Source organism: Paenibacillus radicis (ex Gao et al. 2016) (assembly GCF_014641555.1).
In the GTDB taxonomy this organism is placed as follows: domain Bacteria; phylum Bacillota; class Bacilli; order Paenibacillales; family Paenibacillaceae; genus Pristimantibacillus; species Pristimantibacillus radicis.
Genome location: NZ_BMHY01000010.1, coordinates 156,587 through 182,172 on the forward strand (window position 1 = coordinate 156,587; position 25,586 = coordinate 182,172).

Consider the following 25,586-nt stretch of genomic DNA (forward strand, 5'->3'; position numbering starts at 1 on the left):
TTACTCAAAATAAGCGCAAGCCGCTTTCCGTAATCAGCCCATCCATCCGCTTATCATGAGGCTGCATCGGCAGCTTCTCCATCTCCAAACTCATCAGTTGGACATCGAAGGCCGCACCGATCCATACACTCTCATCTCCAAGCCGCTGGGCAAACCGGTCATAATAACCGCCGCCATAACCGAGACGTCCGCCGCAGCTATCGAATGCTACACCTGGAACGATAATGATCCTTGGCCACTCCTGCTCCGCAAGAGCGGGACTAGCGGCAGGATCGGGCTCCATGATGCCGTAAGCTCCGGCAATCAAATCCTCCCACCGTGAAATAAGATGAAGCGACATAGAACGATCAGCGGGCTCGCTTCTTGGCAGTACAACTCCAAGCCCCGATTGCCAAGCCCATTCCATGAGAGGCCTCGTATCCAGCTCGGATCGGAACGGCGCATAGCACATCACGCGCTTAGCAGCCTTTTCCGTCAGCCATTCGGCTAAATACCGGCATACTACAGCCGATTTCTCCGCGCATTCTTCTGCCGATAAGCTATTTCGTGCCGCCAGCATCTTCTGACGCAGCATGTTTTTGTCTAGGCCGGCAGCCAAGTGCAATTGCTCGTCCATGGGTTTGTCTCAGCCTTCCCGTCATTCCCTTTTCGTTACTTGTAGTTTACCATTGTTATGCAACTTTCGCCAATGTTGGCGGCGGTTTGTGGTAATATAGAATGAAACGGCAAGCATCCCCGCATCTTGCCATTATTTGGTGGAGGTATTGTTGATATGCTGCTTCAAGTGTCGAATATTCGTAAAAGCTATGGCATCGATGTCATATTGCAAGATATATCCATGCAGGTGCTCGAACGCGAGCGAGTCGGGCTAGTCGGCGTCAACGGCGCAGGCAAGTCTACCCTTCTAAAAATCATTGCCGGGGAATTGAGCTTTGATTCCGGCGCCATTCATAAAGCAAAAGAAACTCGGATCGGTTATTTAGCCCAAAACAGCGGCTTGCAATCCGACCGTACGATTGAAGCGGAAATGCGTGCCGTTTTCGCTCATTTACTAGACGCCGAGCAAGAGCTTCGTCAGCTCGAGCAGCAAATCGCTGATCCCGAGCTTCATAATCAGCCGAAGCGGTACGAAGAAATACTCGAACGGTATGCCCGCCGCTCTGACTGGTTCCGTGAGCAAGGCGGATTTGAAATGAATACGCGCATTAATAGCGTGCTTCACGGCATGGGATTTGGAGAGTTTCCGTCCGATACGCGAATTGCTACATTAAGCGGCGGGCAAAAAACCCGACTTGCGCTTGCCCGGATTTTATTGCAATCGCCTGATTTACTCATGCTCGATGAGCCGACCAACTATTTAGATATCCCGACGCTGACTTGGCTGGAAGGCTATTTACGCAGCTACTCTGGCGCCATTCTCGTCGTTTCCCATGACCGCTATTTTCTAGATGCGCTGGCGACGACTATCATTGAGATCGAACGTCATGCTGCCAAACGCTACACTGGCAACTATAGCCGATATATGGAACTAAAGTCAGCCGAATATGAATCCGAGCTGAAGCAATACGAAAAACAGCAGGATGAAATCGCCAAAATGGAGCAATTCATTCAAAAAAACATCGTACGAGCTTCGACAACAAAACGCGCGCAAAGCCGGCGTAAAGCGTTGGATCGAATGGATGTACTCGACAGGCCGCTTGGTGACTTGAAAAAAGCGAACTTTATGTTTCAAATCGAGCGCCATACCGGCAAAGATGTGCTTGATGTCGCTGACTTGTCAGTCAAATTCGACGAGAACAGCGACCGTACGTTATTCCGTCAGGTATCCTTTCAGCTTCAACGAAGCGAGACTGTAGCACTTATTGGACCAAACGGCATCGGCAAATCGACTTTGCTTAAAGTGCTTGTTGGACAACGCCAGCCTACAACCGGGACTGTGCGTTGGGGCTCGAACGTCAAGCTTGGCTACTATGACCAGGAGCAAACTGGCCTTACCCCTTCCAATACTGTGCTTGAGGAACTATGGAGCGAGTATCCGCACCTGGAAGAGGCTCGTATTCGCACGGTGCTGGGAAGCTTTCTCTTTAGCGGTGAAGATGTACTGAAAAGGATCAGCTCACTAAGCGGCGGCGAGAAAGCGAGAGTCTCGCTAGCTAAGCTCATGCTCCTGCAAGCCAATGTGCTCATTCTGGACGAACCGACCAACCATCTCGATTTGTTCAGCAAAGAGGTTCTGGAAGCCGCCTTACTCGATTTTGAAGGAACGTTGCTATTTATATCTCATGACCGGTATTTCCTAAATAAAATGGCTGAACGCATTGTCGAATTGTCTCCAAATGGAACCGAACATTTCCTAGGAAATTACGACGATATGATTGAGAAAAAGGCCGAGCTTGAAGAGATTCGCCGGGAAGCCGCTGCCAAGCTAGCTGCTGCCTCCAACAAACAGCAGACATCGACAACAGCGCCTACCTCTTACGAAATCGATAAACAAGCGAAGCGGGAGGAGCGGTCCCGACTACGCAAGCTGGAGCAGACCGAGCAGACCATCAGCGAGTTAGAAGAACAGATCGCTGAGCTCGAAGTACAGCTTACCGATCCTTCCATATTTAACGATTATATGCGGATTCAAGAAATTCAGGCTCAAATCGACAAACATCGCTCCGCTTTGGCGGCTGCCTATGAGGAATGGGAACAGCTTAGCGAATAGCAAAAACATAAAGCTCCGAAACATGACTCTAATAACGGACTCGTCATTGGTTGCAATTAACCAAATGGGTCCGTTTTTTATTCCATAAAAAGATGCTTACGCTATAAAAGCGTAAGCATTGAGAGGGAAACCATAGTTAGGGTACTGCTGCTTGCTTGGACTAGCACTTGCCATTATTGCTGGGATACGATGCTTCAATGGACAAGCCATGGAAGTTATCCCTTATTAGAATATCATTCCGTCTTTGGAATCAACGGAGTGATCGTATTCTCAATAGTTAGAATTGCTATTTAGAATTGTTCGATTCGAATTAGGCCGAGCCTTTTTGCTTCCACAATTGCTTCCGACCGGGATCGAACGCTTAGTTTTTCAAAAATACGGGTGAGATTATATTCAACCGTTCGTTGACTCATATGCAGCTTGGCTGCAATATCTTTATTGCTGTTGCCATTTGCAACTTCCTGCAATATATCTTGATCGCGTTCATTAATGGAAACTTCCTCGATTGCTTTCTCCGCCCGCGTAATTTTGACTTCATTGCGTCGAAGCTGTTTCAGCAGCGAGATCGGAATGACCGCTTCTCCACGCATTGCGCAGCGAATCGTATTATGAAGCTGTTCGCGGGAAACCGTCTTGGATATGAATCCGGACACACCGCATTCAATCAATAGATTAAAGTGAGTGCTTATTTCATAGCCGGTATAGATGAGCACCCTGCGGTCCGGAACTTGCTGAATCAATCTCTTCGTTAGTTCCAAACCGCTAATTCCCGGCATATTCAAATCGCATAAGATGATATCAAAGGATTCGTTATTAACGACCTCCAACGCTTCCATCGCAGAAAGTACAACCGTTACTTTCATTTCCGGATCCTGTTCAATCATCGTTTTCGTGCCTTCGCCTACCGAAGGGTGGTCATCAACTAATAAGATACGAATCACGCAGTAAACCCCTTTCCGATCGGCCGTTTGTCATCATTTCAGGCAAACTAATAACAACTTCAAGACCTTCTCCACGCTTCGATCGGAATGAAATGTCTCCTTCTAGGCTCGCAACCCTTTCTTTGATGCCGGATAATCCCATATGTTCGAAAGACGCTTTCATGTAATCGACATCCATACCCTTGCCATCATCCTTGTAACGGAAATAAATTTCATCCGTTCTTTGCTCCAGCTCCAGAGTAACCATATTAGCATGCGAGTGCTTGGCCGCATTTCGGAGCAGCTCCTGAACGATCCGGTAGATCGCTGTAATTTGCTCCTCGTTCAATGGATGCTGGAATGTCTTGGGACGGAAATCAATTGCGAAGTTATCCCGCATTTGGGAGTGCTCCACGATCGACTCCACCGCTTCGACAACCCCCATCTCCTTAAGCAAAGGAGGGCGAAGCTCGTTGCAGGTTTCACGAATCTGGTGGATGACGTCAAGCAGACCTTCTTTTATATCTTCAAGTTCATGCCCCAGCTTATCCGAGATTGGATGATCCATAATGACCGATTCCAGCTTGCGATACCACAGCAGCTGATCCTGCAGCGCAGAATCATGCAGATCGGCAGCGAGCTTGCGGCGCTCATTCTCCGAAAGACAGAACAGGAGGCGAAGCACCCATGGAGCCGTCGTCTGTTCCTTCCGTACTTCCGATTCCAAATCCTCGATGAGCCCTTCAATCAGATAAAGGTTCTCGAACACGATGCTGGCATAGTTCGCCATCGTTTTCAACCAGCGGAGTTCATCCGAGTTGAAGCGTGTATGATTGGTTTTGGAGCCAATCCATACGACATGGTATTTCGAGCGCTGTCTGCCAATCACAAGACCAAGTCCATGCGGCAGCTCCACCATCTCTCCTACTTTCAGTGTGTCGGCTACTTGAAGTAAAAAGATCGCAGTCCCTTGCTCCTCCGCCGTTTCACCGATCGGCTTCACGACGGAATCCGTCTGATCCACAAGCAAAAAATCGATTCGGCTGACGGGCAGCAGCTCATTGAGCTCCTGGCGCAGTACAGCTTCCAAATCCGCTCGCTTCATTACTCTCGCAATTTTACGGGAGAACCGGTCCAGACTGTCTTGGTAGCTGTACATGGCCTTGAATAGCTTAGGCCGGAACTTATGATCGATCTGCTCCTTGATATACAAGAAAAGGGTTACCCCCGTATAGACGATTACAAAGGTCTGCACAAACATAATCCAAGACATGCTCGATTGGCTCTTCATGACCGCCGTTACACCAAAGGTAATGAGGACCGAGGGCAGCAATGCCAGAGACGTATAGTATTTAAACCTCGTAAGGATGAAGTCGATGTCAAATAGCTGATTGGAAGTTAGCAAGTAGAAATAGACAACCGGCAATACAAATAGAAATGGTGCGGTAAATGCAGCCGGTAAAAACTGTGCGCTTCCGATAAATAGCGGCAATACGTTCATTACCGTAAACGGAGTAAACGCTACAATATGCGAAGTCAGCGTAATTTTGAACAAGGAGTTCAGCTTCGTATGTCTGTGATACAAATATTTCTTGATCAACAGAACGATACAAAGGAAATTACCTACCAGCAGAGTACCGTAATAAACCGTCCGGATCGATACGAAAACGTTGCTTGGGATCATCTCTGTCCATACATAGATCAAACAGCTCAATTGCACGATACCTGAAATTGCAAAAAGAGAGATCAACCACCGCTTGCCAATAAAAACGACATCATACCGTTTAAGGTAGCTGTTCATAAACAGCAAAAAGAGAGAAGGTATAAACGGGATGGCTACATAAATGATCGAGTAGCCTACCAGGTCGCTGCGATAGGACGCCGCAGATGAATAGTAACTAAGACCGATAATGACAAAAAACATCATCAGAATCAGCGCCGCTTGATCGTCCTTGCGTTTCCGGTATAAAAATACGGATAAACCGGTAAAAAGAACTAGTGAGCATAGCGGCAAATAGAGTTGAATAAGCAATTCCGAACCTGTGTGCTCCCCATTCCAGCCTTTGCTGAAAGAGACGAGCGCATAATCTCCGTCTATGTGCTTGACCAGTACCGTTACAGCCTTCTCAACAGAGAAAAACTTGTTCAAATAATGGTACTCGGTGGCAGCACTGCCGTTCACTTCGATAATTTCGTCGCCTATTGCAACTCCCTTGAGAATTGCTTGCCCTGCCGGTTCAATCGCTTCTACAAAATATCGTCCTGACGTTTCTTTGACTTCCATTCCGATAAACGGCTCTCTGACAACCGTCAAAGTCAAGTAAAGCAAGGTCGACAACAGGATGAGCAGAAAGAGAAAGGTCATAGTGCTCTTGATATGTATATTACGCATACTTCTCCTCCTGCATCATATCCTATCGCTTAAGGACTAGCCCCAGAAAGCCAGTTGATAGTTGCCTTTCTTCTCTTGTTGATTCTTCAATGCATCTTGGAGAGCGCCGTGCTCAGCTGCGGATACGCCAGCCAGTTGCGGTTGTGCACCCAGTACAAATCCATTGCTTGCCAACGAACGAATTGTTTCTTTTAACATTTAAATCTCCTCCTGCTATATTAGAATCAATTACTGATTCTAATATAGCAGGAATTCTATCGACAGCAAACGCTAAACTAGTTCGTATTTACCGCAATGTTCATTGCGGTATCCCGGTATTCGCTATTTTTCCCGACACAATCGCCATTATTTCCTCAATTTTCCCGGACGTTTCCGGGATGCCTCCAAGCAATTCCTGAAAGCGGTTGAAATAAAGACTAAACATCGCCGAGCCGTACAGCAGCGTTCCCGACCGCTCGCACAGCTGTTCGAATTCCGCCTCCATGCCCAAGGCTTCCGCCTCACCTAGCCGGCCGGCATAGTACTCCGCAACCCAGCGGTCCTCATCTCCCAAGTCCTCTAGTAAAAATAGAGTCAGCAGCGTTTTTTTGCGTTGCAGAAAATCGTTTTTCTCATCCCAGCGAAGCAGGTCTCTTCTATCATTTTCAATTTGAGCCGCGATGCCCAATTGTTCCGCATACTCGGCCACGCCTGCGTGCCATTCCCGGCCCGTCAGCATGACTCCGGTCATGCAAGCAAGGACAAGCAATGCCGCAGATTTGCTTCTAACGATATCAAGATATGAAGCTTCATCCGTCGCTAGATTGGCAAGATCGGCCATTTGCCCGTTAGCGGCAACAAGCAGTTGCTTGTTCATCATGTCGATGACCCGCAATACCGTTACTGCCTCCAGGCCGCATTCCGTCATCGCTTGCTGCGATAGGGTCATGAATACACTAGCCAGGTGAAGCGCAATCGGCAAAGGCGCTTGTGACCAAGGCTGGTGAGGCGCATCCTGATCCTGCAAATCATCCAATATATCCGAAGCCAGAATAAACAGCTCAACAGATGCACCCGCACGATAGACCGCTTCCGACGTACCGCCAAACAGCCGGTAATGGAGCACCGCAAGCGGACCAAACTTCATCGGTTCGGTAAATTTGCGTTCCATAAATAGATTCGCATAATAGAGCAGTTGTTCATCCTTAAAATACCGCCCTGCGAATTGTTTCATTTCCTGTCTAATAAGCGGCGCAAAATCTTCCATCGGAAAACCTCCGTCTTGTCTGAATGACTTCATTCTACACGATGGAAGAAAATGCCGACAACCGCCCGCATAAATCTCCTCTTATTTCTCCCCTTCCATTTGGTAGATTCCGCTTTTTCCTTCTGCAGTCTTTGTTCAGCAATCGCCTCCTCATTCAATTTATCGAGCAGCGTTGCCAGCATTTCCATACGTTTTTCGACAACTTCGCTGCGATGCAATGACGGACTTTTGATGTCGTTTCTTTGATCCTTTTTCAAAAAAGCCCTCCTCCAGGTCTGGGGGCGGTCACACCTCAGCGTAGGCGAAGTGAACGTAGACGGCCTCCATCGTTAAGCCTCCTGCAGGGATTTGCGATATCAATTTGCCCGGCGTATCGCATTTAACAATGCTGCCTTTGCGTAATACAGCTATCCGATCGCAATTACGCTGCATTTCACCCATGTCATGAGACGAGATTACAACCGTTTTCCCCTGACGCTTCAAATCTAATACTAATGACCAATATTCAGCTCTAGCCTGCCAATCCAACCCCGTTGTCGGCTCGTCCAGAAATATAATTTTAGGATCGTTTACAAGTGCGATTGCAAGTGCGGCGCGCTGCTGCCAGCCTCCTGACAGCCTCCTGACAGCCTTTTCACAATTTTATTCTCGAACGGCTCCAGCCCGAACCGTCCAATCAGTTCGTCGAGATCCATTTTCCGCGTATAAAACGATTGAAACATTTCGAGTGCTTCCCGCAAAGTCAGCTTGTCCACCAAAGACGTGCTTTGCAAATAGATGCCGATATAGTCCTTCAGCTTCTCCGCTTCCATTATCGCATCTATACCTAGTACATCAATCCGCCCATTGTCCGGCTTTCGCAGTCCCATCAGCATTTCCAACAGCGTCGTTTTGCCTGCCCCATTGGTCCCTATAATTCCGAAAAGCTCCCCTTCTTTTACCCGAAAGGATACTTCTTCAACCGCCTGGTTGCTCCCATAGCTTTTGCTTACCGAGCTTACTTGAATGACTGTCCGCTTTCTCATTGTAGTAATCCTCCATTCACGCTGGAAATCGCAATTGAGCAAATCTTTACCGACCTATCGACGAATCGATTTCTGACGGCTGCTGCCTGCCTGATCAATTCTATTAACTCTACCTTAACGCAACGCTAGCAATCTTGCACCGAAATACTAGGTGCGATTCCACGCAATCTTTTTGCGGTCACGCAAGCGGCATTCCAAATCGCTCATCTGTTTCCAGCGTAAAAAAAGAGCTCTCGCAAGGCGCTAAAGTCGCGCCCAGCAAGAGCTTTCAATAAACTGTCCACCTTATCCACAGAGTTATCCACATCACTTGATAAATTGTTAGTCAATTCTGTCGATATCGATTCCCAAAAACAAAGGATTTGTAAAGGTTAACGCCGCTAATTACTGGAAACTGTTGTATGTTGATTGCACTTATACACGTTATCAACATTATTCACAATACGGCTGTGAAAAAAATATCCACTTTCCACACACAGTCATCTCGACTGAAAACCCGCATTCTATAACGGTTTTCCTTCATTATCCACAGGAAGCTTTTCAACTGTGGGTAATTCCATCTTCTTCCTGACCAGAAGGGATTAGACAGCCGTATTTTCTTTCGTCCCGCGTTTATTTCCGGTCATCACCGCTTGATTGCAAGCTGCGACATAGGCTTGTGCGGCGGCGAAAATAATATCCTTATGGATCGAAGTGCCGCGGTATCGCTCGCCGTTATTTACAATCGTGACGACAGCCTCGCCATGCGCGTCTTCTCCCGTCGACAGCGAATGCATCTCCAAATCCTCGAATTCCGCCGCAACAGGAATCGCCTGCTGAATGCAGTGGATAACCGCCTCCAGCGGCCCTTCTCCCATGCCTGTATAAGAACGCTCCTCGCCTTCCGCACTATTCTTAACCGTTACCGAGGCAATTCTTGATTTATGGCTTCCAGCCAGTACTTGCAGGTCGACCAGTACATACGGGTCAGGCTGAGTTGCCGTCGTCTCTCCGGCAATACGGATCAGCTCATCGTCGGTGACGATCTTTTTCTCATCGGCCAATGCTTTGAAGCGATCATATACTTCCGTCAGCTCTTTGTCCGCAACATCGACGCCATATTCGGCCAGACGGTGTTTAATTGCGTGGCGGCCGGAGTGGCGGCCCAGGATAATCATGCTGCGGGAAATGCCCATCGCTTCCGGGTCCATAATTTCGTAGGTATTGCGGTTTTTGAGCAAGCCGTCCTGATGAATGCCGGATTCATGCTGGAAGGCATTGCGACCCACAATCGGTTTATTGTAAGCAATCGGATAGTGCATCGCATGGCTGACCATCCGGGACGTTTCATAAATTTCACGCTGCTCAATTCCCGTCTCCAGCTGCAGTACCGATTTCCGCGTTTCAATAATCATCGCCAGCTCCTCCAGCGAGCAGTTGCCTGCGCGTTCACCGACGCCATTGACGGTAACCTCGATTTGCGTCGCTCCCCCGCGAATGGCTGCCAGACTGTTCGCTACCGCTAGACCCAGATCATTATGATTATGGGCACTGTATCGAACCGACTCACCGCCGCGCGCTTGCGTCCGAACGGATCGGAACAGCTCCTCAACCTCATCTGGCAGTGCATAACCAAGCGTATCCGGCAGATTAATGATCGTGGCCCCCTCGGCAATGGCCGCTTCTACCAGATCGATGACAAACGCCCGATCGGAGCGTGTCGTGTCCATCGCCGAAAACTCGATTTCATCAACGAACTGCTTGCCGTAGGCGATCATTTCCTTCGCAATCTGCAGCACCTCAGCACGGGTCTTGCGCAGCTGGTACTGAAGATGAATGTCCGAGGAAGAGATAAACAGGTGCAGCCTTCTTCTCGCCGCATCCTGAGTCGCCTTAACTGCAGCATCAATATCAACCTTCATCATGCGGGCAAAACCGGAAATTTCTACATGCTGCAGCTCACGAGAAATTTGCTGAACAGCTGCGAACTCGCCTGCACTCGATACAGCGAAGCCCGGCTCTATAATGTCGACACCAAGCTTCCCCAGTTGACGGGCGATAATGATCTTCCGCTCTGGATCGATCGATGCGCCAGGTGACTGCTCACCATCACGTAAAGTCGTATCAAAAATTTGAATCTTCTTCGTTTCTTGTGCAGTATTCGTCGTTTCGCTCATGTGAAAAACCTCCGTTTATTGGGTGATTTAGATTTTTTGAATACAAAAAAACCTGCCGTCTCTGGAAAGAGACGACAGGTTTTCAATCCGCCGTGGTACCACTCTAATTGGCCGGACCCTCATATTGGTCCTGACCCGCTTGATGCCCGATGACGGAGGCTTTGCCGTAATGATGTACGAGCAGCCGCTGCCGCTTTCCACCATTCCGCTCCCAGGCGAGTTCAGACCTAAGCATCGACTGCGTCGCACCGACCCGCAGCTCTCTGCGGCAGCTTATGCAAGGATAACCTTGTCTTGGCTGCCGTTTTCCCGCTTCATTGCCCTACTGTTCCTGTTCCTAGCGTTATGTGTATGGGATTGTGGTTGATTATCATTCAAGTTAGTTGCTGAATACTTCCCTACCCTGCCGCAAAACAATAAAAAAAGCCTATCGTCTCTATATTCAAGAGACGACAGGCTGTTATGTCCTGCGCGGTACCACCCTTGTTGACTCCAAACGCTATGCTTCAGAAAAGCAAAGGTTCGTAAGTCCACCTTAGGCACATCGCCAACTCCGGATGTTAGTCGATGCGCACCCGATTACGGGGGTTAACCGTAACGACGTACGCGCTAAAGCTGCCATGGTCAGCCTTTGCCTCCGTCATTCCGCTCCCAGGCGAGTTTCAGGTCTCCATCGACTGCGTTGCACCAACCCGCAGCTCTCTATACCCGGATAAACCTTACTGATCCTGTTCCTTGCGTTTGCAAAGTATGGAATTGAAGTATTGTTGCTTATTATATTCACCGGAAAGTATTCTGTCAATTCCCATTGATCATATTTTTTTCAGATCGTTCCGCCTGCTGCCCAACCCTCCAGCGAGAAGTTAGGCTCGGCTTTCATATCCAGCGGGGTGAACTCGCCGCGCTTCCATTTCAAATATGCCGCGGCACCAATCATGGCCGCATTATCCGTACACAGACGATGCGGCGGCACCAGCAGAGGTACTGATTCTTTGACGCAGCGTGCTGTAAGTGCCTCTCTTAAACCCCGATTGGCCGCTACTCCACCGCATAACAGCAGCTGTTTGGCTCCAAATTCACGTACGGCGCGAAGCGCTTTTTCCACAAGCACTTCGATAACAGATTCCTGGAAGCCTCTAGCCAGTGCTGCTTTATCAAGCTCTTCGCCTTTCATGCCCGTCTGGTTAATAACGGCAAGCACCGCCGACTTCAAGCCGCTGAAACTGAAATCATAGGAACCAGCCTCCAGCCAAGCGCGGGGCAGCGTAATCGCTCGCTCAGCTTCCATTGCCAGCTTGTCGATATGCGGCCCGCCTGGATATGGGAATTTGAGCGCACGCGCTACTTTGTCATATGCTTCCCCAACGGCATCGTCGCGGGTTCTGCCGATCATTCGGAAGGAGCCTTCGCTCTCCAGCAGAACAAGCTCGGTATGCCCGCCCGATACGACGAGTGCCATACATGGATATTCCAGCTCATGAACGAGTTGATTGGCATAAATATGTCCGGCGATGTGATGCGTGCCAATCAGCGGCACATCCAGTGCCATCGCCAAACTTTTGGCCGCTACGATTCCGACCAGCAGGGCGCCGACAAGTCCGGGACCCTGCGTGACCGCCACAGCTGACACATCGCCTAATCCATAACCGGATTCCTCCAGCGCTTGCTCGATCATCAGCGTGATGACCTCCACATGCTTCCGCGAAGCGATTTCCGGCACCACACCGCCAAACCGCTCATGCACCTCAATCTGGCTGGAAATGACGTTTGATGCAATATGGTTGCCGCCACGGACAACAGCCACTGAAGTCTCATCGCAGCTTGTCTCGATTGCAAGAATAATACCTTCGTTGTTATTGTACTCATCTATATTACCGATTCCGCTCACAGTCCCTGATCCTCCGCCCCAACCTCATCGTCGTTCTGCTTCCCGCCCGCTAGCTCCGCCCACATAATGATTGCATCTTCCTGGTTATCAGAATAATAACCGGGCCTAATGCCGGAAGGCTCGAACCCAAGCTTCCCGTACAGCTTTTGAGCAATTCTATTGGAAGCTCTCACTTCGAGCGTCATTTTTGCCGCGCCATAATAAACGGCTCTGCGCTGCAACTGATCCATCAGCCGCTCGCCCAGCCCTTTTCCGCGCCAGTCCGCTTCGATGGCTATATTCGTTACATGCGCTTCGTCCATAATGATCCACATGCCGCCATATCCGATAATCCGGTCATTCCATTCCATGACGACATATCTGGCGAACATATTGTTCAACAGCTCGTTGCGGAACGCTTCCGCCGTCCAAGGCGTAGCGAATGCCTCTTCCTCGATAGCCACAATTCGTTCGATATCCTCCAGCGCCATCGTCCGAAAGAGAACTTTCCCGTCTATAGCAGATTTTCTCATTCTTTAATTTCCTCCGTACGTTTGGCTTGTTCAGCCAGCTTTTCCTTCAGCTTTACTTCCGCCTCGGTCAACTGCGTATAGTTTGGCGTAAAGGTGTGCGTATCATCGAACTGTCCCGCACTCAAACGCTGCTGGCCCAGCTCCGCAACCCATATGCCTTCCAGCTCGTAGGGCTGCAAGCGCACATCGGCAGCAATACCAGCTTCTGCACAAAGCTGCTTGAGACGCAGAGCCTCAGCTTCATGGAGGGTTAGATCACCGCAAATCGAAATAACTGCAGGATCATGGCCGGCTTCGCCTGCCAGTAATTCAGCAATGGTATCGACCCAATCCTTCATAAGCCGAACGCCGTCATCGGCAAAGCGGCTCCATTCGCCATCTGCGGTCATCGCAAACCCAGCTGTATACACCTGGCCTCGCCTCGCGTCCATGATCGGCAGTACCCAATGCACGCCAGCCAGGGCTTGAGCTTCATTCGTTTGATGGATACTGCCATATGCAAGAGCCTCTAGACTGGAAATGCCGATTAGCGGCTTCTTCCATACCCAAGCAAGCGTTTTGGCCGCAGCTACTGCGATTCTCATCCCGGTATAAGAGCCCGGCCCATTGCCGACAGCAATGGCTCCCAGCCCTTCGCCGCTTACGCCGCATTGCTCCATTAGATGCTTCAAATGGACGATAATATGAACGGAATGGTTCCGCTCCGCAAGGGAATGAATCTCGCCAAGCGTTTCATGCCCCTGTCGGATTGCCGCAGACATCGCCGCTGTAGACGTATCAAATGCCAATATCGGAAGTTGTTTAGTTTCTGTCATCGTTCTTCCCTGCTCCTATCTCGTTCAAAGCCGTACACCATGAAGCGTACAGTTCTCCAATACCCGTTACTCGAAAACGGCGGCCCGCTTCACCTTCATGCTCGATATAAATATCGAGTCGTTCCGGGGGCAGCAGCTCCTCAATTAAGCTCGCCCATTCCACGATCGTCGCGCCGTTTCCGTAAAAGTAATCGTCCAAGCCAAGCTCATCCGCTTCCTCCATTGAAAGCCGATAAACGTCCATATGATAAAAGGGCATCGCTGCGCCTTCATATTCCTTAATAATCGTAAAAGTAGGGCTGTTCACCACACCATTTACACCAATCGCTTTTGCAAAATATTGCGAGAACGTTGTTTTACCGGCGCCTAAGTCGCCGTCCAACGCTATGATAGTGCCAGGAGAAGACATACCCGCCAGCAATTCGGCCAATTTTGCCGTTTCCCGCTCATCCTTCACGCTAATTGCAGCTTGTCCTATCTGCTTGCTCATATCTATCAACCACCTGCTCATCAACGAAAATGATTAAAGCCCCGTTTCGCAAGCGGCACCACCCGCTCTGTCTCTGCTTCGATGAGACGTACGCCCGGGTCGCCTGCTTCTGTCTCACCAATTATATAAAACGGCAGACCCTCTGCATGAAAAGCTGCTTGAGCCGCCTCGGCATCCGATGCCGCTATCGTACCTAGCAGCGCAAAGTCTTCTCCGCCGTAAAGCATCCACTCCAGCGGATCAACGGCAGCGCGGCTGGCATAGCTTGCCATGCTGCCGCTGCGCGGAAGCTTGTACTCGTGCAAAATGAGTGCAAGGCCGGAAGCTTCAGCGATCTCCCATGCTTCACTAGCGAGGCCATCACTCACATCGTTGAGCGAATGGCAAGTGCCGCGCCTAAGGAGCATACGGCCCGCTCTAACGCCGGGCTCAGGCCGTTGGTGCGCTTGCACTAGCGCCGCCGGCAGCTCCACTCCCGATGCGCTTCGACTCTCTTGCTGCGCGAACAGACCATGCAGGCCGGCTGCCGACATGCCGATCGGCTGCCCCGCCAAGAAAACGGCATCCCCGGGCTTCGCGCCGGAGCGCCGCAGCGCCTTCCCTGCTTCGACGGCTCCTGTCACCGTCACCGCAACGACCAAATGCTGCGGCGACGACGTTGTGTCGCCGCCAACGACCGCTACGCCATAACGCTCCGCGCACGCATACAACCCATCGTACAACCGGCGCATTCGCTCCGGCCCGAATGACTTCGGCACGCTTACGGAAACCAGCGCGTGAAGCGGGATGCCGCCCATTGCAGCAATATCGCTAATATTGACGGCAAGCGCTTTATAGCCAATATCCTCTTCTTCCATCGTTGCGTCCACAAAATGAACGCCTTCTACCATCGTGTCCATCGCCATGACCCATTCATACGGTCCTTTGATGTCCGCAATCGAAAAATTACCGTCCACGAGCGCCGCATCGTCGCCGATTCCGAGCACGACCCCGCGGCTGCGCTGCCATTCTGCGCTTTGCCGGTCCGCCGTCCAATGGCGGATGCTTGCAAATTCATCCACTGCTCTTGTCTCCTTCGCTTCCGCTAATGGATGTCCCGTTTCTTGAAGCGGCCGCCTTTCACATCATGAATATTGCCGACGGCAAGAAACGCAACGGGATCAAGCTCATGCACGATCGACTTCATCTTTGCCTCTTCAAGCCTCGTAATGACGCAGAAGATTACCCGCTTCTGGCCGCCTGTAAAGCCGCCTTCCCCATGCAAGTAAGTAACGCCGCGTCCAAGACGGCTCATAATAGCCGCCCCGATCTCCTGCGAGTCCTCGCTAATGATCCATACCGCCTTCGATTCCTCGAAGCCCTCGATCGTAATATCAATCATTTTGAATGCAATGTAATAGGCCACCAGCGAATACATCGCTCTGTCCCATCCGAATACAAATCCGGCGCTGCATAAAATAAACAGGTTGAAAAACATAACGATTTCCCCCACTGAAAAGGGAAGCCGCTTATTGAACAAAATCGCGATAATTTCAGTCCCATCCAGTGATCCGCCAAAGCGGATAACCATACCGACGCCGATACCCAGAATAACTCCGCCAAAAATAGTTGCCAGCACGTATTCTTCCGTCAATGGAGGAACTGTATGAAGCAGAAACGTTCCCAGGGACATCACGCTGACACCATAAAGCGTCGACATCGCGAACGTCTTCCCTATTTGCTTATAGCCGAGTACAAGGAAAGGCAAGTTGAGTAAAAAGAGAAAGAGACCAAGAGGCAAACCCGTCAAATGCGAAATAATAATCGAGATGCCTACGATGCCGCCATCAATGATATGATTCGGCACGAGAAAGATTTCAAGTCCTACCGATACGAGCGCCGCCCCTAACGTAATGAAAAGCATGCGACGGAGCACTTCAAGCTTCGGCAGCTTTAAATGCTGTTGATGCTCACTCATGAAACCTTCTCCCTCTCCCAGAATCGGCCTTTTCCTTCTATTTTACCTTAAGAGTGGAGATATGGAAACGGCCTATAAAGCAAATCCCCCTATCAAGTGCCGCCAGCTGCGGCTGATAGGGGGATTTGCGGGTACTTCTGCGTCGAAGCTCTATTTATAGCTCTTTGACGATCGTCAGATGGAGCTCGTCCTTTAGCTCCAAGTCATAAGGCTGCGACGGCTCGCTCCCATCCGCTTCGCGGATAATTCGCACGCGCGGCCGGTGAAGCGCAAGCTCGCTGTTCACGGCTACGACACCGATTTGTCCTGAACTCAGCAGCAGCGTTGTCGACACGGGGTAAATGGATATATGACGGCAAAAAAGCTTAATCAGTTCAAAATCAAAATAGGTATTGCCCGCCGCAAACAGAAATTCGATGGCTTCGGCGGAAGTATAGCGTTTACGGTGCGGTCTAGGGGAAGTAAGCGCATCATAGACATCGGAGATTGCAACGATTTGCGCATACATATGTATTTCGTCCTTTTGCAGGCCGCGCGGATAGCCCGAACCGTTGTAGCGCTCATGATGCTGCAGCGCGCAGTGGGCCGAGACGATCGAAATATCATGATATTTACGCAAAATATCGAAGCCGTCTTTCGTGTGGTTTTCTACAATACCACGCTCTTCCTTTGTCAGAGGACCTGCTTTTTTGAGCAGCTCCTGAGGAACCTTGGACATTCCAATATCAAACATCAGCGCACCGATACCAAGCTCCTCAAGCTGATTTCGGTTATAGCCCTTGGCTATGCCGAGCACCCCAGCCAGCACCGCAACGTTAACGGTATGCTGGAATAAGTAAGCATCAGTCGTATGTATGCTTGTCAGATTGACGAGCATGTTGGGTCTCGTCGACAAATCGGTCATAATGTCGCCAAACACGTTGCGGAAGGTTCTCCCGAGATCCGGGACGATAGCCCTTCCTTTCATGGGTGAGAAGTCCTTAAATGAATTCATCGTTTTATAAATCGCATCGACGGCATGTCTGCGCGTTTCATCGCTGATTGTTTCTTCCGGAATTAAATCTTCTGTCTTCCCATCTTCGATAAACAAAAAATCGATTCCCAGTGATTGCAGCCGATTTATAAAACGTTCGCTTAGTTCGACTCCTTCGCCAAGAAGAACGCTCCCATTGTCTTGAAAGATGGGCTTGGCGAGTTTGTCTCCAGGATTGACCAATCCAATTTGCACTTTTCTCATTAGATAGTTCCCGCCTTCGATCGTTTTCTAGCGCTTACCGGAATGAATCTATTTTAGCAGATTAGAATGGGACTTACTATCTCCCCTTACTGTTTGCATCGCATGATCCCTGTATCATTTTGGATAAAAATCGACAGAATGTGCTATTTTACGGCAATCTTAGAGAGTAATCGGCATCAAAAAAAAGGTAAGAAGAATGAAATCCTCTTACCCTAATCACTTCCGGACCTGGATAACTTTAAGCCAGCTTCCGCTTGACGATGCGATTGCGTCCATTGTACTTGGCTTCATACAATGCAGCGTCGGCTTGTGATAATAGTTCCCGAAGAAACGCTTTCGGGTCTTCCAGCACCCTCGCATCGAACTGCTCGATTGATACGACGCCCATGCTGATCGTAACCGATACCGTCTGATCGCCATTGCCGGTTCTTACGACGTTATGCTCCACGGCTTCCTTGATCCGGTCCGCAACCAGATCGGCATGCTCCCGGTTCGTATGGGGCAAATAGACGGTAAATTCCTCGCCTCCATAACGCGCCAATACGTCCGTAAGCCTCAGCATGCTTCGCACCGCATCGACTGTGGCGCAAAGCACCTCATCTCCGGCCAAGTGTCCGAACCGGTCGTTAATCGATTTAAATAAGTCGATATCGAACAGAAAAATCGAGAAGGGAATGCCTTTCCGAACGTTGATCGCTACTTCCTGCTCCAACTGCTGCAGCAGGTACCGGCGGTTGTAGCAGCCAGTCAGACTATCCGTAATCGCCATATTTTGCAGCTTCTTATTCACTTGGGACAGCTCTTCTTGCATGAGCATCAGCTCACGGTTCCGATCATGAAGCAGCTCATTTTGCGTGTTGGTTTCATCCAGCAGGATGCGAAGCTGCGTTACGTCATGAAAGGTAAGCAGCCGGCCGATCGGCAGTTTTTTCTTATGTTGATTCAAAATTGGAGCAGATTGAATGACGATGTAGCTCGATTGTTCCAAATGAAGCGCAAGCTCAACCTCCAGACGCTCCAGCGGCTTCTCGTGCTGCTCTTCAAAAAACTTCAAAAAATCCCTCGCCGCTGACTTGGGCAACTGAGAAGCTATAGCTCCAGGATTGAACTTGTCACCGATTCTCAGCCGAATGATTGGCCTCATCGCCTTGTTGATATCAATCACGACATCGTTATCATCCAGTACGATAATGCCAGTTGACATCGTATTCATAATATCGCGCTGCACGACCTGAATAATATTAAAGACGCGGTGCTTCGTAATCGCATGCGCCAGATAACCTGTCGAAATGGCCATACCGCAAGAAATGATAGGAAAATAGCTGTTAAAAGAATCAATAAAAACAATATTAACAAGCAAATCGCCAATGCCAAACAGAATAAGCAGGAAGACGGTATTCATCGCCGTCCGGACAAGCGTCTTGTGACGGGAGGATACATCTTTGCGAAGCGTATATACCATAATGAACACCGACATAAAAAGATAGATCAAAACCTGAACGATCATCATCCAGTAAAGGGGCCCGTTCTCAAGCTGTCCGTTTGGATCAAGACCATAATTAATATTAAGAAACAAATTTCCGGGATTGGCCAGCGCCGCGAGAGCGGATACCACACCGGGAATAGAAAGCAGAATAATCCGGTTCTTCCTGATCACCTTTGCTTGTCCGGTGAGGACGACGATAAAAACGAACCAGCCAACACCTAGCAAAGAGAGAGCGACATATGCGCCTATAAGATAAAACAACTTGTATTGCGGATCTATCGCCGTTTGCGAAATAAACTGAAATAACGGCCACACCATAAATACGAAATGAAGGACCAAATAGATTTTATGGAGAACCGTAACAGAGTTAGCCGCAAACACGTAGAAGAATAATCCAAATAAAACTAGGAAAATGCCAAAATCCAACCAGATCATCGATTCCAATACGGTCACCCATCCGTTATATAGCCATCTATTTCCATTGTATCAAATGATTTATATAACGACAATTAATACTTCATCTCTTAGCGATTATTGTTGATTCTCTTTGCTTGGCAGCCGGTCGCCCAGCATCGCTTCCAACGACGGGGAAAGATGCAGGAAATTGCGGAATTGCTCATACTGCTCCCACTTTTTCGACGAAACAGCCTGCTTCTCGCCGCGTACGGCGCGAATTAGCAGGTTTTTTGGCGTATGCTCAGGATCAACAAACTCCAGCATTTGCACTTTGTAGCCGATCGCCTCAAGCAGCGTTCCGCGCGCCGCATCCGTCGCCAAAGCAGCAAACCGTTCCTTCAGCAGCCCTTGCGACAAAAGCGGCAAAAGCGTGTCATTCTGAATTTGCTTGAATGCCTCATGCTGACAGCAAGGTACCGACATAATGACCGACGCACCCCAACCGACCGCTTTCGCCAAAGCGGCGTCCGTTGCCGTATCACAGGCATGCAGCGTAACGACCATATCGGCTTCATTCAGCCCTTCATATTCAGCGATATCCCCGACCATAAATGTCAGGTTGCCGTACCCAAGCTTATCTGCAAGTCCAGAACAGAAGGAGATAACATCCGCCTTCAAATCCAGACCGATAATTCGAATGTCGCGCTGCTGCTCGATCGCCAGCAGATGATAGAGCGCGAAAGTAAGATAAGATTTGCCGCAGCCGAAATCGACAATCGTAAGCGGCCTGTCCTTCGGCAAATGCGGAAGCACATCCGTTACCATTTCCAGAAAGCGGTTGATCTGCTTGTACTTATCCTGCTTCTTGGCATGCACCATGCCTTCTTTCGTCATAATGCCCAGCTCGACCAGGAATGGAGCAGCCGCTCCTTCTGCCAATATCCGCTGCTTCTGACGATTATGCTGCAGCTCGGACGGCTGACGCACGCTTCCCGTAGGCGGCTTGCTGAGCACCGTCGCTTTCCCCTTTTTACTGAACAGCAATTGAAGATCGGCTTCCGGCGTTTTGACCAGCGCTTGCCGGTAGTCCTCGTTCAAGAGCGCCAGCAGCTTTGCTCCGGCCATTTGCGGCACGACGTTTTCATGCGTCACTTTATTTGCATAATGATATTCGAACTGATAGTGCAGCCCTTGCTTCAGTTGGATCGGTCTAACGATCGTCTTTGGCGGTGCCGCTCCATCCTTGCGCCGCAATTGGCTTAGCGTGCCTTGCAGCAGCTCGCCGCGGTCAATACTTGTGAGCAAATCTTGCTGCCATTGTTCTGTCATGAACGTTCAGCTCCCTGATCTTTTGAATTGCTATGCTTTGCATTGCTATAAGCTTTCTAGCCGAAACAAGGGAGCAAGCTGCATGATCCGCAGTTTGCTCCCTGCCTTCCGCTTCGCATTTCAATCATTGTTGCGTCTTAGCTGCCAGTTCTTCCACGCCTTGCTCCAGCTCTTCCCGGGATAAGCCGCCGGATAGGAGCTTCTCATCATCGTATAGCAGCAGCCGCCGGTAAAAATCAACGACCTCTTCCTTCGGAATGGCGCCATCCTCAAGCAGCTCATGGAGCACATTATCCGCCTGATCGAATTGAGACTCGCCCTCATGCCATTCTGCACGCAGCAGCTTCGTCTCCTCCGGCAGCTCGTAGAGCTTCAGCTTATCCAGAAGCTGCTCTGCTTCCTTCGCCGGCTCTACAAGAGTAGGCGCCGCTCCCAGCAGCGACAAACGCATAAATAAATGAAGCGACTTTAAATAATGAATAAAGCTCGCTTCCTCTTTGCCCTGCGCCTCCAGCAGTTCAGCTTCCTGCTTCATTAAGACAGCGATAGCCTGGAGATTGTCCGTCTCCACGACACCGTTGGTCGTCATGACCCCGATTAAATCCTTATCCGACAGCGAGCGGATCAGCTTCCCGCTTAAACCAAATCTCTTGTCCAGAAGCTCGTCAATAATAAGCAGCGCTTCGTCATGCTTCATTTCCCGCTTCAGTTGCATAATCTGTCCAACCGCTTCCGTCATTTGCCCGATCATCCGCATGAAATAGTCCCGTTGAAACATCGATTATTTCTCCCTCCCAAGCCTGACGATCCTTATTTATTCAAAAAACCGGTTACCGCTTGCACAAAAGCATCGGGCTGCTCCAGCATGCCCATATGCCCTGCGCCTTTCAAAATGACCTGTGTCACGTTATTCCCGTCAACAACCAATGTTTTTTCCACCGGTATAATGGCATCAAGTTCACCTGCGAGCAGCAGAAGCGGCAGATTTGTTTCTGCAAGAATCACATTCCTGTCGGGCCGTTCCTTCATCCCCAAAGCCGCTCCAATGGCACCAGCTTCGCTTGTTCCGTAGCCGATCTCCTTGGCCCGTCCCACTTGCTCAGCCCTGGATTCCAGACTTTCCGGCGCGAACAGTTTCGGTACAAGTCCATCAACGAAAGGCACAATGCCGTCTTTACGGATTGCTGCCACCGCCTTGTCGCGATTGCCCTTCGCAGCTTCACTGTCCGGGAACGGGGTCGAATGAACGAGCCCAAATGCCTGAAGCTTATCCGGATAGCGATCAGCAAACGCCAGCGTAACATAACCTCCCAAAGAATGGCCGAGTAAAGTGACACGGGGTATATTCAGATGCTCGAGCATACCTGCCAAATCATCGGCATACAATTCCATCGTATATGCCTCTTCCCCGGCTGCGGGAGAATTCCCTTGCCCCCGCAAGTCTGGCGCTATAATTCTTGCATGCTGTGCAAGGCGAGCGACTACTCGTTCCCAGTAAGCCGAACTTCCGCAAAAGCCGTGCAGGAGAACTAACGCCGGCTTGCCTGGCTCCTGCTCTCCAGAATCGTAATAAGCGAGCTCGATGCCGTTGCCGAGCCGAACTTGATGCTGCGCGATTGATTTCTTGCTCATTCCACGTCACTCCTTTATTCGACTAAGTTCCGTATCTCGCATTGGTCGGCTTCTTCGCACTGTCCTTCCAAGCCGCCTCGATTGCATCCGCTAAACCTGATGCCATTTGCAGCACGCGATGCAGCGGAGTCGTCTGCAGCGTCATATACGGCTTATGGCTCATACCGTTGACGATTCCCGCTATGCTGTAATGGCCCGCTTCAGGCAAATTCGCGCCAGTCGCTTGCCCCGGCTTTAACGGACCCTCAGCGACCAGATAACCGCCGACCGACTGTGCCTTGCCCAAGCAGGCATCAACGGCAATAACGACGGCGTGCTCTGCGATGGCTGCGCGAACCGCTTGCTCGACCCTGTAAGCATCGCAAGGCTCATCCAGCGTTCCTACTACATAAGGCCAGCCTTGCGCGCGAAGCATCGTCCCGAGCAGCGGACCAAAGCTATCTCCCGTAGAACGATCCGTTCCGATACACAGAAACAGAATCTCATCTCGGCTGGGGTGCTTTTCCGCAATACGGGATAAAAACGCGTTCAATCCGAAATCCGCGTAAAGCTGTCCGTTCTCACCTTTTTTCTCTATGCTGCCAATGCAGGCTTTCAAATGTTCCATCATCCTGCACACCCGCTTTTCTCTGTTTGCATTTTCGTTATGGCTTCATTGTATCCAATTTGGCACCGCGGTTCAATTTCCAGGCATCCGGACTCGGAAATATGGTACAATGGCGAAAGCAAATCGCTGTCCAGCGGCCGTTTGGGCCGACCGGATCAATTAGAGGGAGGACTGCATTCAATGGCAAACCTAGAACTGCAATCACAGGAAAATGTAGAATTTATGATCGAGACGATTAAGGTTAAGCTTCGGATGGCAACAGGTGCGGCTATGCAAGCGTCCCATTTCGGCGTCGATCAATATGAAGATATTAAAGACCTGTATGAGGTTGTTGCATCCAAAGACAAGTTCAGCATCAGCGAAGTGGAAGCTCTCGTCTCCGAGTTAGGCAAACTGCGAAATAAATAAAATATAGTATCAACACACAAATTATTCCATAAACAGACATTAAATTTCAGTATTCGACAAACTTCAATGTACGTTAATAAAAACAAAAGGAGCCGTCCCTAGGGAGCGGTTCCTTTTGTTTTGTCGCTATGTTTGAACATTTACTCGTCGTCTTCGCTCGTCTCAGCGGCGTTCACGGCTGCTGCCGATTCAATCGAAAGCGTAATGGTCACTTGCTTCTGCTCGCCTTTCAGAAAGAAAGCAAGACGCTCTAGCTTCTCTGCCAGTTCTGAGCCGCTAAGAGTCGTGTTCAACTGGTAATTAAAGCGGTCAGCAGGCTGTTCCTCATGCTGCACATAGGCGGATCTGCCTCTCCAGCCGCGGTCCTGCTGAGAGCCGGATTGAGCCAGCAATTGCTCCGATACCGGGTAAAACTTATCCGACTTATTGACTACACGCTCATAGATACGCAGCTTCTTAAGCAGCATGTAATATTGCGCAGAATGCTTGAAGCTCCAAGCCTCGCGGATATCCTTAAGCGTATAATCCATCTTCCAGCGTTTCAGTTTTTCTACTTGCTCGTCCGAATCCAGCTTCAAAAAGTCGTCCAACGGTATAATTTGTTCCGGCACGTAAACCCCTCCGATTGTTGTTTATAAATACACATAATTAATCATAATTAACGTCTTTGTTTTTCTTATAAAAAATACCATAATTTTTGATTCATTTCAAATTAATTTATTTACAGAATTATAAAAAACCGCCGCATCGTCCCGAAGGACAGCGGCGGCCTTATGACCGCAACTCTCTTTATTTGTTCTCCTGCAGCCCGATCGCGTCCAAAAACCGCCGGAATGCAGCAGCACCCTCTTCATTTCGCTTGTAGACACCAGCATCCTTAAGTACGTCCAGGAACTTAGCGCCTGTCTCGCTTTCAACAGCCGCTTTCGCTTCCTCTGCCGTACAAGCTGTGCCATACTGCGCTGCCAGCGATTCGATCCAGCTTGCATGGTTATGAAGCGGATGTCCCGCATCATGCAACCCGCTGTCAATCGCTGTGGAGCCCGTCAAATAAGCGGCGATTTGCTCCAGTTCGTCTTTCAGACGTCCAGGCAATACCGCAAGGCCCATCACTTCAATCAAACCGATGTTTTCTTTCTTGATATGATGCAGATGCTTGTGCGGATGGAAAATGCCGTCCGGATGCTCTTCGCTCGTCCGGTTGTTCCGAAGCACCAGATCCATCTCATAGTCACCGTTGTCGCGCAGACGGGCAATCGGTGTAATCGTATTATGCGGCGTACGGCTGCCATCGGCATTTTCCGTAAAGGCATGCACTTCCGCATTAGTATCACTGTAACCCCGCCATTCATCAAGCAAACGGCAAGCCGCACGGTGAACGTCGCTCTTCGAGGAGCCGCTTACGCGAATGACGGACATCGGCCAGCTGACGATGCCAAAGAATACGCCAGGCAATGCCGGATCAGCAAACGTCGCTTCGATCGGTGCCTTTTCCATCGGGAACGTATGGCGTCCTGCCTGGAAATGATCGTGGCTAAGAATCGAGCCCCCGACAATCGGCAAGTCCGCGTTGGAGCCGATGAAGTAATGCGGCAGCTGCTCGACAAAATCAAGCAACCTAGCGAATGAGCTATGCGAAATTACCATCGGCTCATGCGCGCCTTTGAATACGATGCTGTGCTCGTTGTAGTACACATAAGGCGAGTACTGGAAGAACCAAGGCTCATCTTGCAGTGTCAACGGCAGCACGCGCAGATTCTGACGGGCCGGATGATCCGCGCGTCCCGCATAGCCGACATTCTCGGCGCATAGCAGACATTTCGGATAATGCGCCTGCGGCATCGAGCGAAGCAAGGCGATTTCCTTCGGATCTTTCTCGGGCTTGGAAAGATTGATCGTAATTTCCAAAGCGCCATAGTCCGTCTCGTGAAGCCAATATTTATTGCGGCGGATGCGATCCATCCGAATATAGTTGGAATCGATATTCAGCTTGTAGAAAGCGTCGGTAGCTGCCGCCACTCCCTTTTGTTCCGCCGTTCTGGCAAATGCGCTTGCTGTCTCGGAAGGCCGGGGCATAAGCAGCCCCATAATCCGTGCGTCCAGCAAATCGCGGTAAGTCGTAATGTTATCGGTAATCAAACCGATGGAATATCCGTAATCGAGAAGCGACTCGAGCAGCTCTACTGCGCTCTCTAATTGTTCTTCCGGCACTTCTCCCTCATACGGCTCCGTGAAGCCGAACAAATCGAGCAAGGCGTTTCGCGATGCGTTGACGTCAAGCGCCTCGATCATCCCTTCGCGAAGCGCGAAGCGGACGAGCCGTTCGATGTTCAGCAAAGCGTTTTGAGCATTAGCCTGTGCGTATTGCGGGTCCGTCATG

Annotated in this window: 27 protein-coding genes; 3 read left to right on the forward strand and 24 right to left on the reverse strand. The window is 50.0% G+C overall.

Translation table 11 applies throughout. The features are described 5' to 3' along the window. Positions 1-4: 4 nt before the first annotated feature. Complete coding sequence (locus IEX98_RS22225; RefSeq protein ID WP_188891535.1) at positions 5-616, reverse strand: 5-formyltetrahydrofolate cyclo-ligase; 612 nt, start codon at positions 614-616, stop codon at positions 5-7. A 156-nt stretch (positions 617-772) separates the two neighbouring features. Between IEX98_RS22225 and IEX98_RS22230 the strand changes: the two genes are divergently transcribed. After that, positions 773-2,710, forward strand: a complete 1,938-nt coding sequence (locus IEX98_RS22230) for an ABC-F family ATP-binding cassette domain-containing protein (RefSeq protein WP_188891538.1) — start codon at positions 773-775, stop codon at positions 2,708-2,710. 290 nt (positions 2,711-3,000) lie between these two features. On the opposite strand, the gene IEX98_RS22235 is transcribed toward IEX98_RS22230, so the two are convergent. The 9 genes from IEX98_RS22235 to IEX98_RS29380 form a co-directional block, all read right to left on the reverse strand. Further along, positions 3,001-3,651, reverse strand: a complete 651-nt coding sequence (locus tag IEX98_RS22235; protein WP_188891540.1) for a response regulator transcription factor — start codon at positions 3,649-3,651, stop codon at positions 3,001-3,003. After that, complete coding sequence (locus IEX98_RS22240) at positions 3,629-6,022, reverse strand: ATP-binding protein (protein ID WP_188891542.1); 2,394 nt, start codon at positions 6,020-6,022, stop codon at positions 3,629-3,631. The genes IEX98_RS22235 and IEX98_RS22240 overlap by 23 nt, the downstream gene beginning before the upstream one ends. 36 nt (positions 6,023-6,058) lie before the next feature. Then, positions 6,059-6,220: a hypothetical protein gene (locus tag IEX98_RS22245; protein WP_188891544.1), complete on the reverse strand. Its 162-nt coding sequence runs from the start codon at positions 6,218-6,220 to the stop codon at positions 6,059-6,061. Positions 6,221-6,320: 100 nt separating this feature from the next. Next, entirely contained in the window at positions 6,321-7,268 is a 948-nt protein-coding gene (locus tag IEX98_RS22250; RefSeq protein ID WP_188891547.1) for a polyprenyl synthetase family protein, read from the reverse strand. A gap of 29 nt (positions 7,269-7,297) precedes the next feature. Beyond that, on the reverse strand, positions 7,298-7,525 hold the full coding sequence (locus IEX98_RS22255) for a hypothetical protein (RefSeq protein ID WP_042170769.1): 228 nt from the start codon (positions 7,523-7,525) through the stop codon (positions 7,298-7,300). A gap of 28 nt (positions 7,526-7,553) precedes the next feature. Beyond that, positions 7,554-7,886, reverse strand: a complete 333-nt coding sequence (locus IEX98_RS29460; RefSeq protein ID WP_308421820.1) for an ATP-binding cassette domain-containing protein — start codon at positions 7,884-7,886, stop codon at positions 7,554-7,556. After that, a complete protein-coding gene (locus tag IEX98_RS29285; RefSeq protein WP_229692322.1) occupies positions 7,838-8,293 on the reverse strand; it encodes an ATP-binding cassette domain-containing protein in 456 nt (151 codons plus the stop codon). The genes IEX98_RS29460 and IEX98_RS29285 overlap by 49 nt, the downstream gene beginning before the upstream one ends. A 581-nt stretch (positions 8,294-8,874) precedes the next feature. Further along, the gene (locus tag IEX98_RS22265) at positions 8,875-10,449 is read right to left on the reverse strand and encodes a 2-isopropylmalate synthase (RefSeq protein ID WP_188891549.1); all 1,575 of its coding nucleotides are present in this window, start codon (positions 10,447-10,449) and stop codon (positions 8,875-8,877) included. Between the two features lie 103 nt (positions 10,450-10,552). After that, positions 10,553-10,684: a hypothetical protein gene (locus tag IEX98_RS29380; protein WP_268237840.1), complete on the reverse strand. Its 132-nt coding sequence runs from the start codon at positions 10,682-10,684 to the stop codon at positions 10,553-10,555. 332 nt (positions 10,685-11,016) lie between these two features. On the opposite strand from IEX98_RS29380, the gene IEX98_RS29635 reads away from it, so the two are divergent. After that, entirely contained in the window at positions 11,017-11,175 is a 159-nt protein-coding gene (locus IEX98_RS29635) for a hypothetical protein (RefSeq protein WP_445376017.1), read from the forward strand. A gap of 97 nt (positions 11,176-11,272) precedes the next feature. Here the strand turns inward: IEX98_RS29635 and tsaD are convergent, their stop codons facing one another. From tsaD to yyaC, 12 genes are all read right to left on the reverse strand, one after another. Further along, positions 11,273-12,337, reverse strand: a complete 1,065-nt coding sequence (gene tsaD / locus IEX98_RS22270; protein ID WP_229692323.1) for a tRNA (adenosine(37)-N6)-threonylcarbamoyltransferase complex transferase subunit TsaD — start codon at positions 12,335-12,337, stop codon at positions 11,273-11,275. Continuing rightward, positions 12,334-12,849 (reverse strand): ribosomal protein S18-alanine N-acetyltransferase, encoded by a 516-nt coding sequence (gene rimI / locus IEX98_RS22275; RefSeq protein WP_188891552.1) that lies wholly within the window; start codon positions 12,847-12,849, stop codon positions 12,334-12,336. The genes tsaD and rimI overlap by 4 nt, the downstream gene beginning before the upstream one ends. Beyond that, positions 12,846-13,664, reverse strand: coding sequence for a tRNA (adenosine(37)-N6)-threonylcarbamoyltransferase complex dimerization subunit type 1 TsaB (tsaB, locus tag IEX98_RS22280; protein ID WP_188891554.1), 819 nt, complete (start codon positions 13,662-13,664; stop codon positions 12,846-12,848). The genes rimI and tsaB overlap by 4 nt, the downstream gene beginning before the upstream one ends. Continuing rightward, complete coding sequence (gene tsaE, locus IEX98_RS22285) at positions 13,651-14,154, reverse strand: tRNA (adenosine(37)-N6)-threonylcarbamoyltransferase complex ATPase subunit type 1 TsaE (RefSeq protein WP_188891566.1); 504 nt, start codon at positions 14,152-14,154, stop codon at positions 13,651-13,653. The genes tsaB and tsaE overlap by 14 nt, the downstream gene beginning before the upstream one ends. A 20-nt stretch (positions 14,155-14,174) precedes the next feature. Continuing rightward, positions 14,175-15,215 (reverse strand): thiamine-phosphate kinase, encoded by a 1,041-nt coding sequence (gene thiL, locus IEX98_RS22290; protein ID WP_188891568.1) that lies wholly within the window; start codon positions 15,213-15,215, stop codon positions 14,175-14,177. Between the two features lie 23 nt (positions 15,216-15,238). Further along, complete coding sequence (locus IEX98_RS22295; RefSeq protein ID WP_188891570.1) at positions 15,239-16,111, reverse strand: YitT family protein; 873 nt, start codon at positions 16,109-16,111, stop codon at positions 15,239-15,241. A 154-nt stretch (positions 16,112-16,265) separates the two neighbouring features. Next, a complete protein-coding gene (locus IEX98_RS22300) occupies positions 16,266-17,348 on the reverse strand; it encodes an HD-GYP domain-containing protein (RefSeq protein WP_188891573.1) in 1,083 nt (360 codons plus the stop codon). A gap of 238 nt (positions 17,349-17,586) precedes the next feature. Continuing rightward, a complete protein-coding gene (locus tag IEX98_RS22305) occupies positions 17,587-19,269 on the reverse strand; it encodes a histidine kinase N-terminal 7TM domain-containing diguanylate cyclase (RefSeq protein ID WP_229692330.1) in 1,683 nt (560 codons plus the stop codon). 96 nt (positions 19,270-19,365) lie between these two features. Beyond that, positions 19,366-20,559, reverse strand: a complete 1,194-nt coding sequence (locus tag IEX98_RS22310) for a class I SAM-dependent methyltransferase (RefSeq protein ID WP_188891585.1) — start codon at positions 20,557-20,559, stop codon at positions 19,366-19,368. Positions 20,560-20,683: 124 nt separating this feature from the next. Beyond that, entirely contained in the window at positions 20,684-21,337 is a 654-nt protein-coding gene (locus IEX98_RS22315; RefSeq protein ID WP_188891587.1) for a DUF6483 family protein, read from the reverse strand. Positions 21,338-21,369: 32 nt separating this feature from the next. Continuing rightward, positions 21,370-22,191 carry an alpha/beta fold hydrolase gene (locus tag IEX98_RS22320; protein ID WP_188891589.1) on the reverse strand — a complete coding sequence of 274 codons (822 nt, stop codon included), beginning with the start codon at positions 22,189-22,191 and terminating at the stop codon, positions 21,370-21,372. A gap of 22 nt (positions 22,192-22,213) precedes the next feature. After that, a complete protein-coding gene (gene yyaC / locus IEX98_RS22325) occupies positions 22,214-22,801 on the reverse strand; it encodes a spore protease YyaC (protein ID WP_229692324.1) in 588 nt (195 codons plus the stop codon). A 177-nt stretch (positions 22,802-22,978) separates the two neighbouring features. On the opposite strand from yyaC, the gene IEX98_RS22330 reads away from it, so the two are divergent. Further along, complete coding sequence (locus IEX98_RS22330) at positions 22,979-23,206, forward strand: DUF1128 domain-containing protein (RefSeq protein WP_188891591.1); 228 nt, start codon at positions 22,979-22,981, stop codon at positions 23,204-23,206. Positions 23,207-23,346: 140 nt separating this feature from the next. Here IEX98_RS22330 and IEX98_RS22335 read toward each other — a convergent pair whose 3' ends face one another. Together IEX98_RS22335 and IEX98_RS22340 are read right to left on the reverse strand one after the other, a co-directional pair. Next, positions 23,347-23,817, reverse strand: a complete 471-nt coding sequence (locus IEX98_RS22335) for a hypothetical protein (RefSeq protein ID WP_188891594.1) — start codon at positions 23,815-23,817, stop codon at positions 23,347-23,349. A gap of 178 nt (positions 23,818-23,995) precedes the next feature. Beyond that, on the reverse strand, positions 23,996-25,585 hold the full coding sequence (locus IEX98_RS22340) for a UDP-glucose--hexose-1-phosphate uridylyltransferase (protein WP_188891596.1): 1,590 nt from the start codon (positions 25,583-25,585) through the stop codon (positions 23,996-23,998). Between the last annotated feature and the right edge of the window lies 1 nt (position 25,586).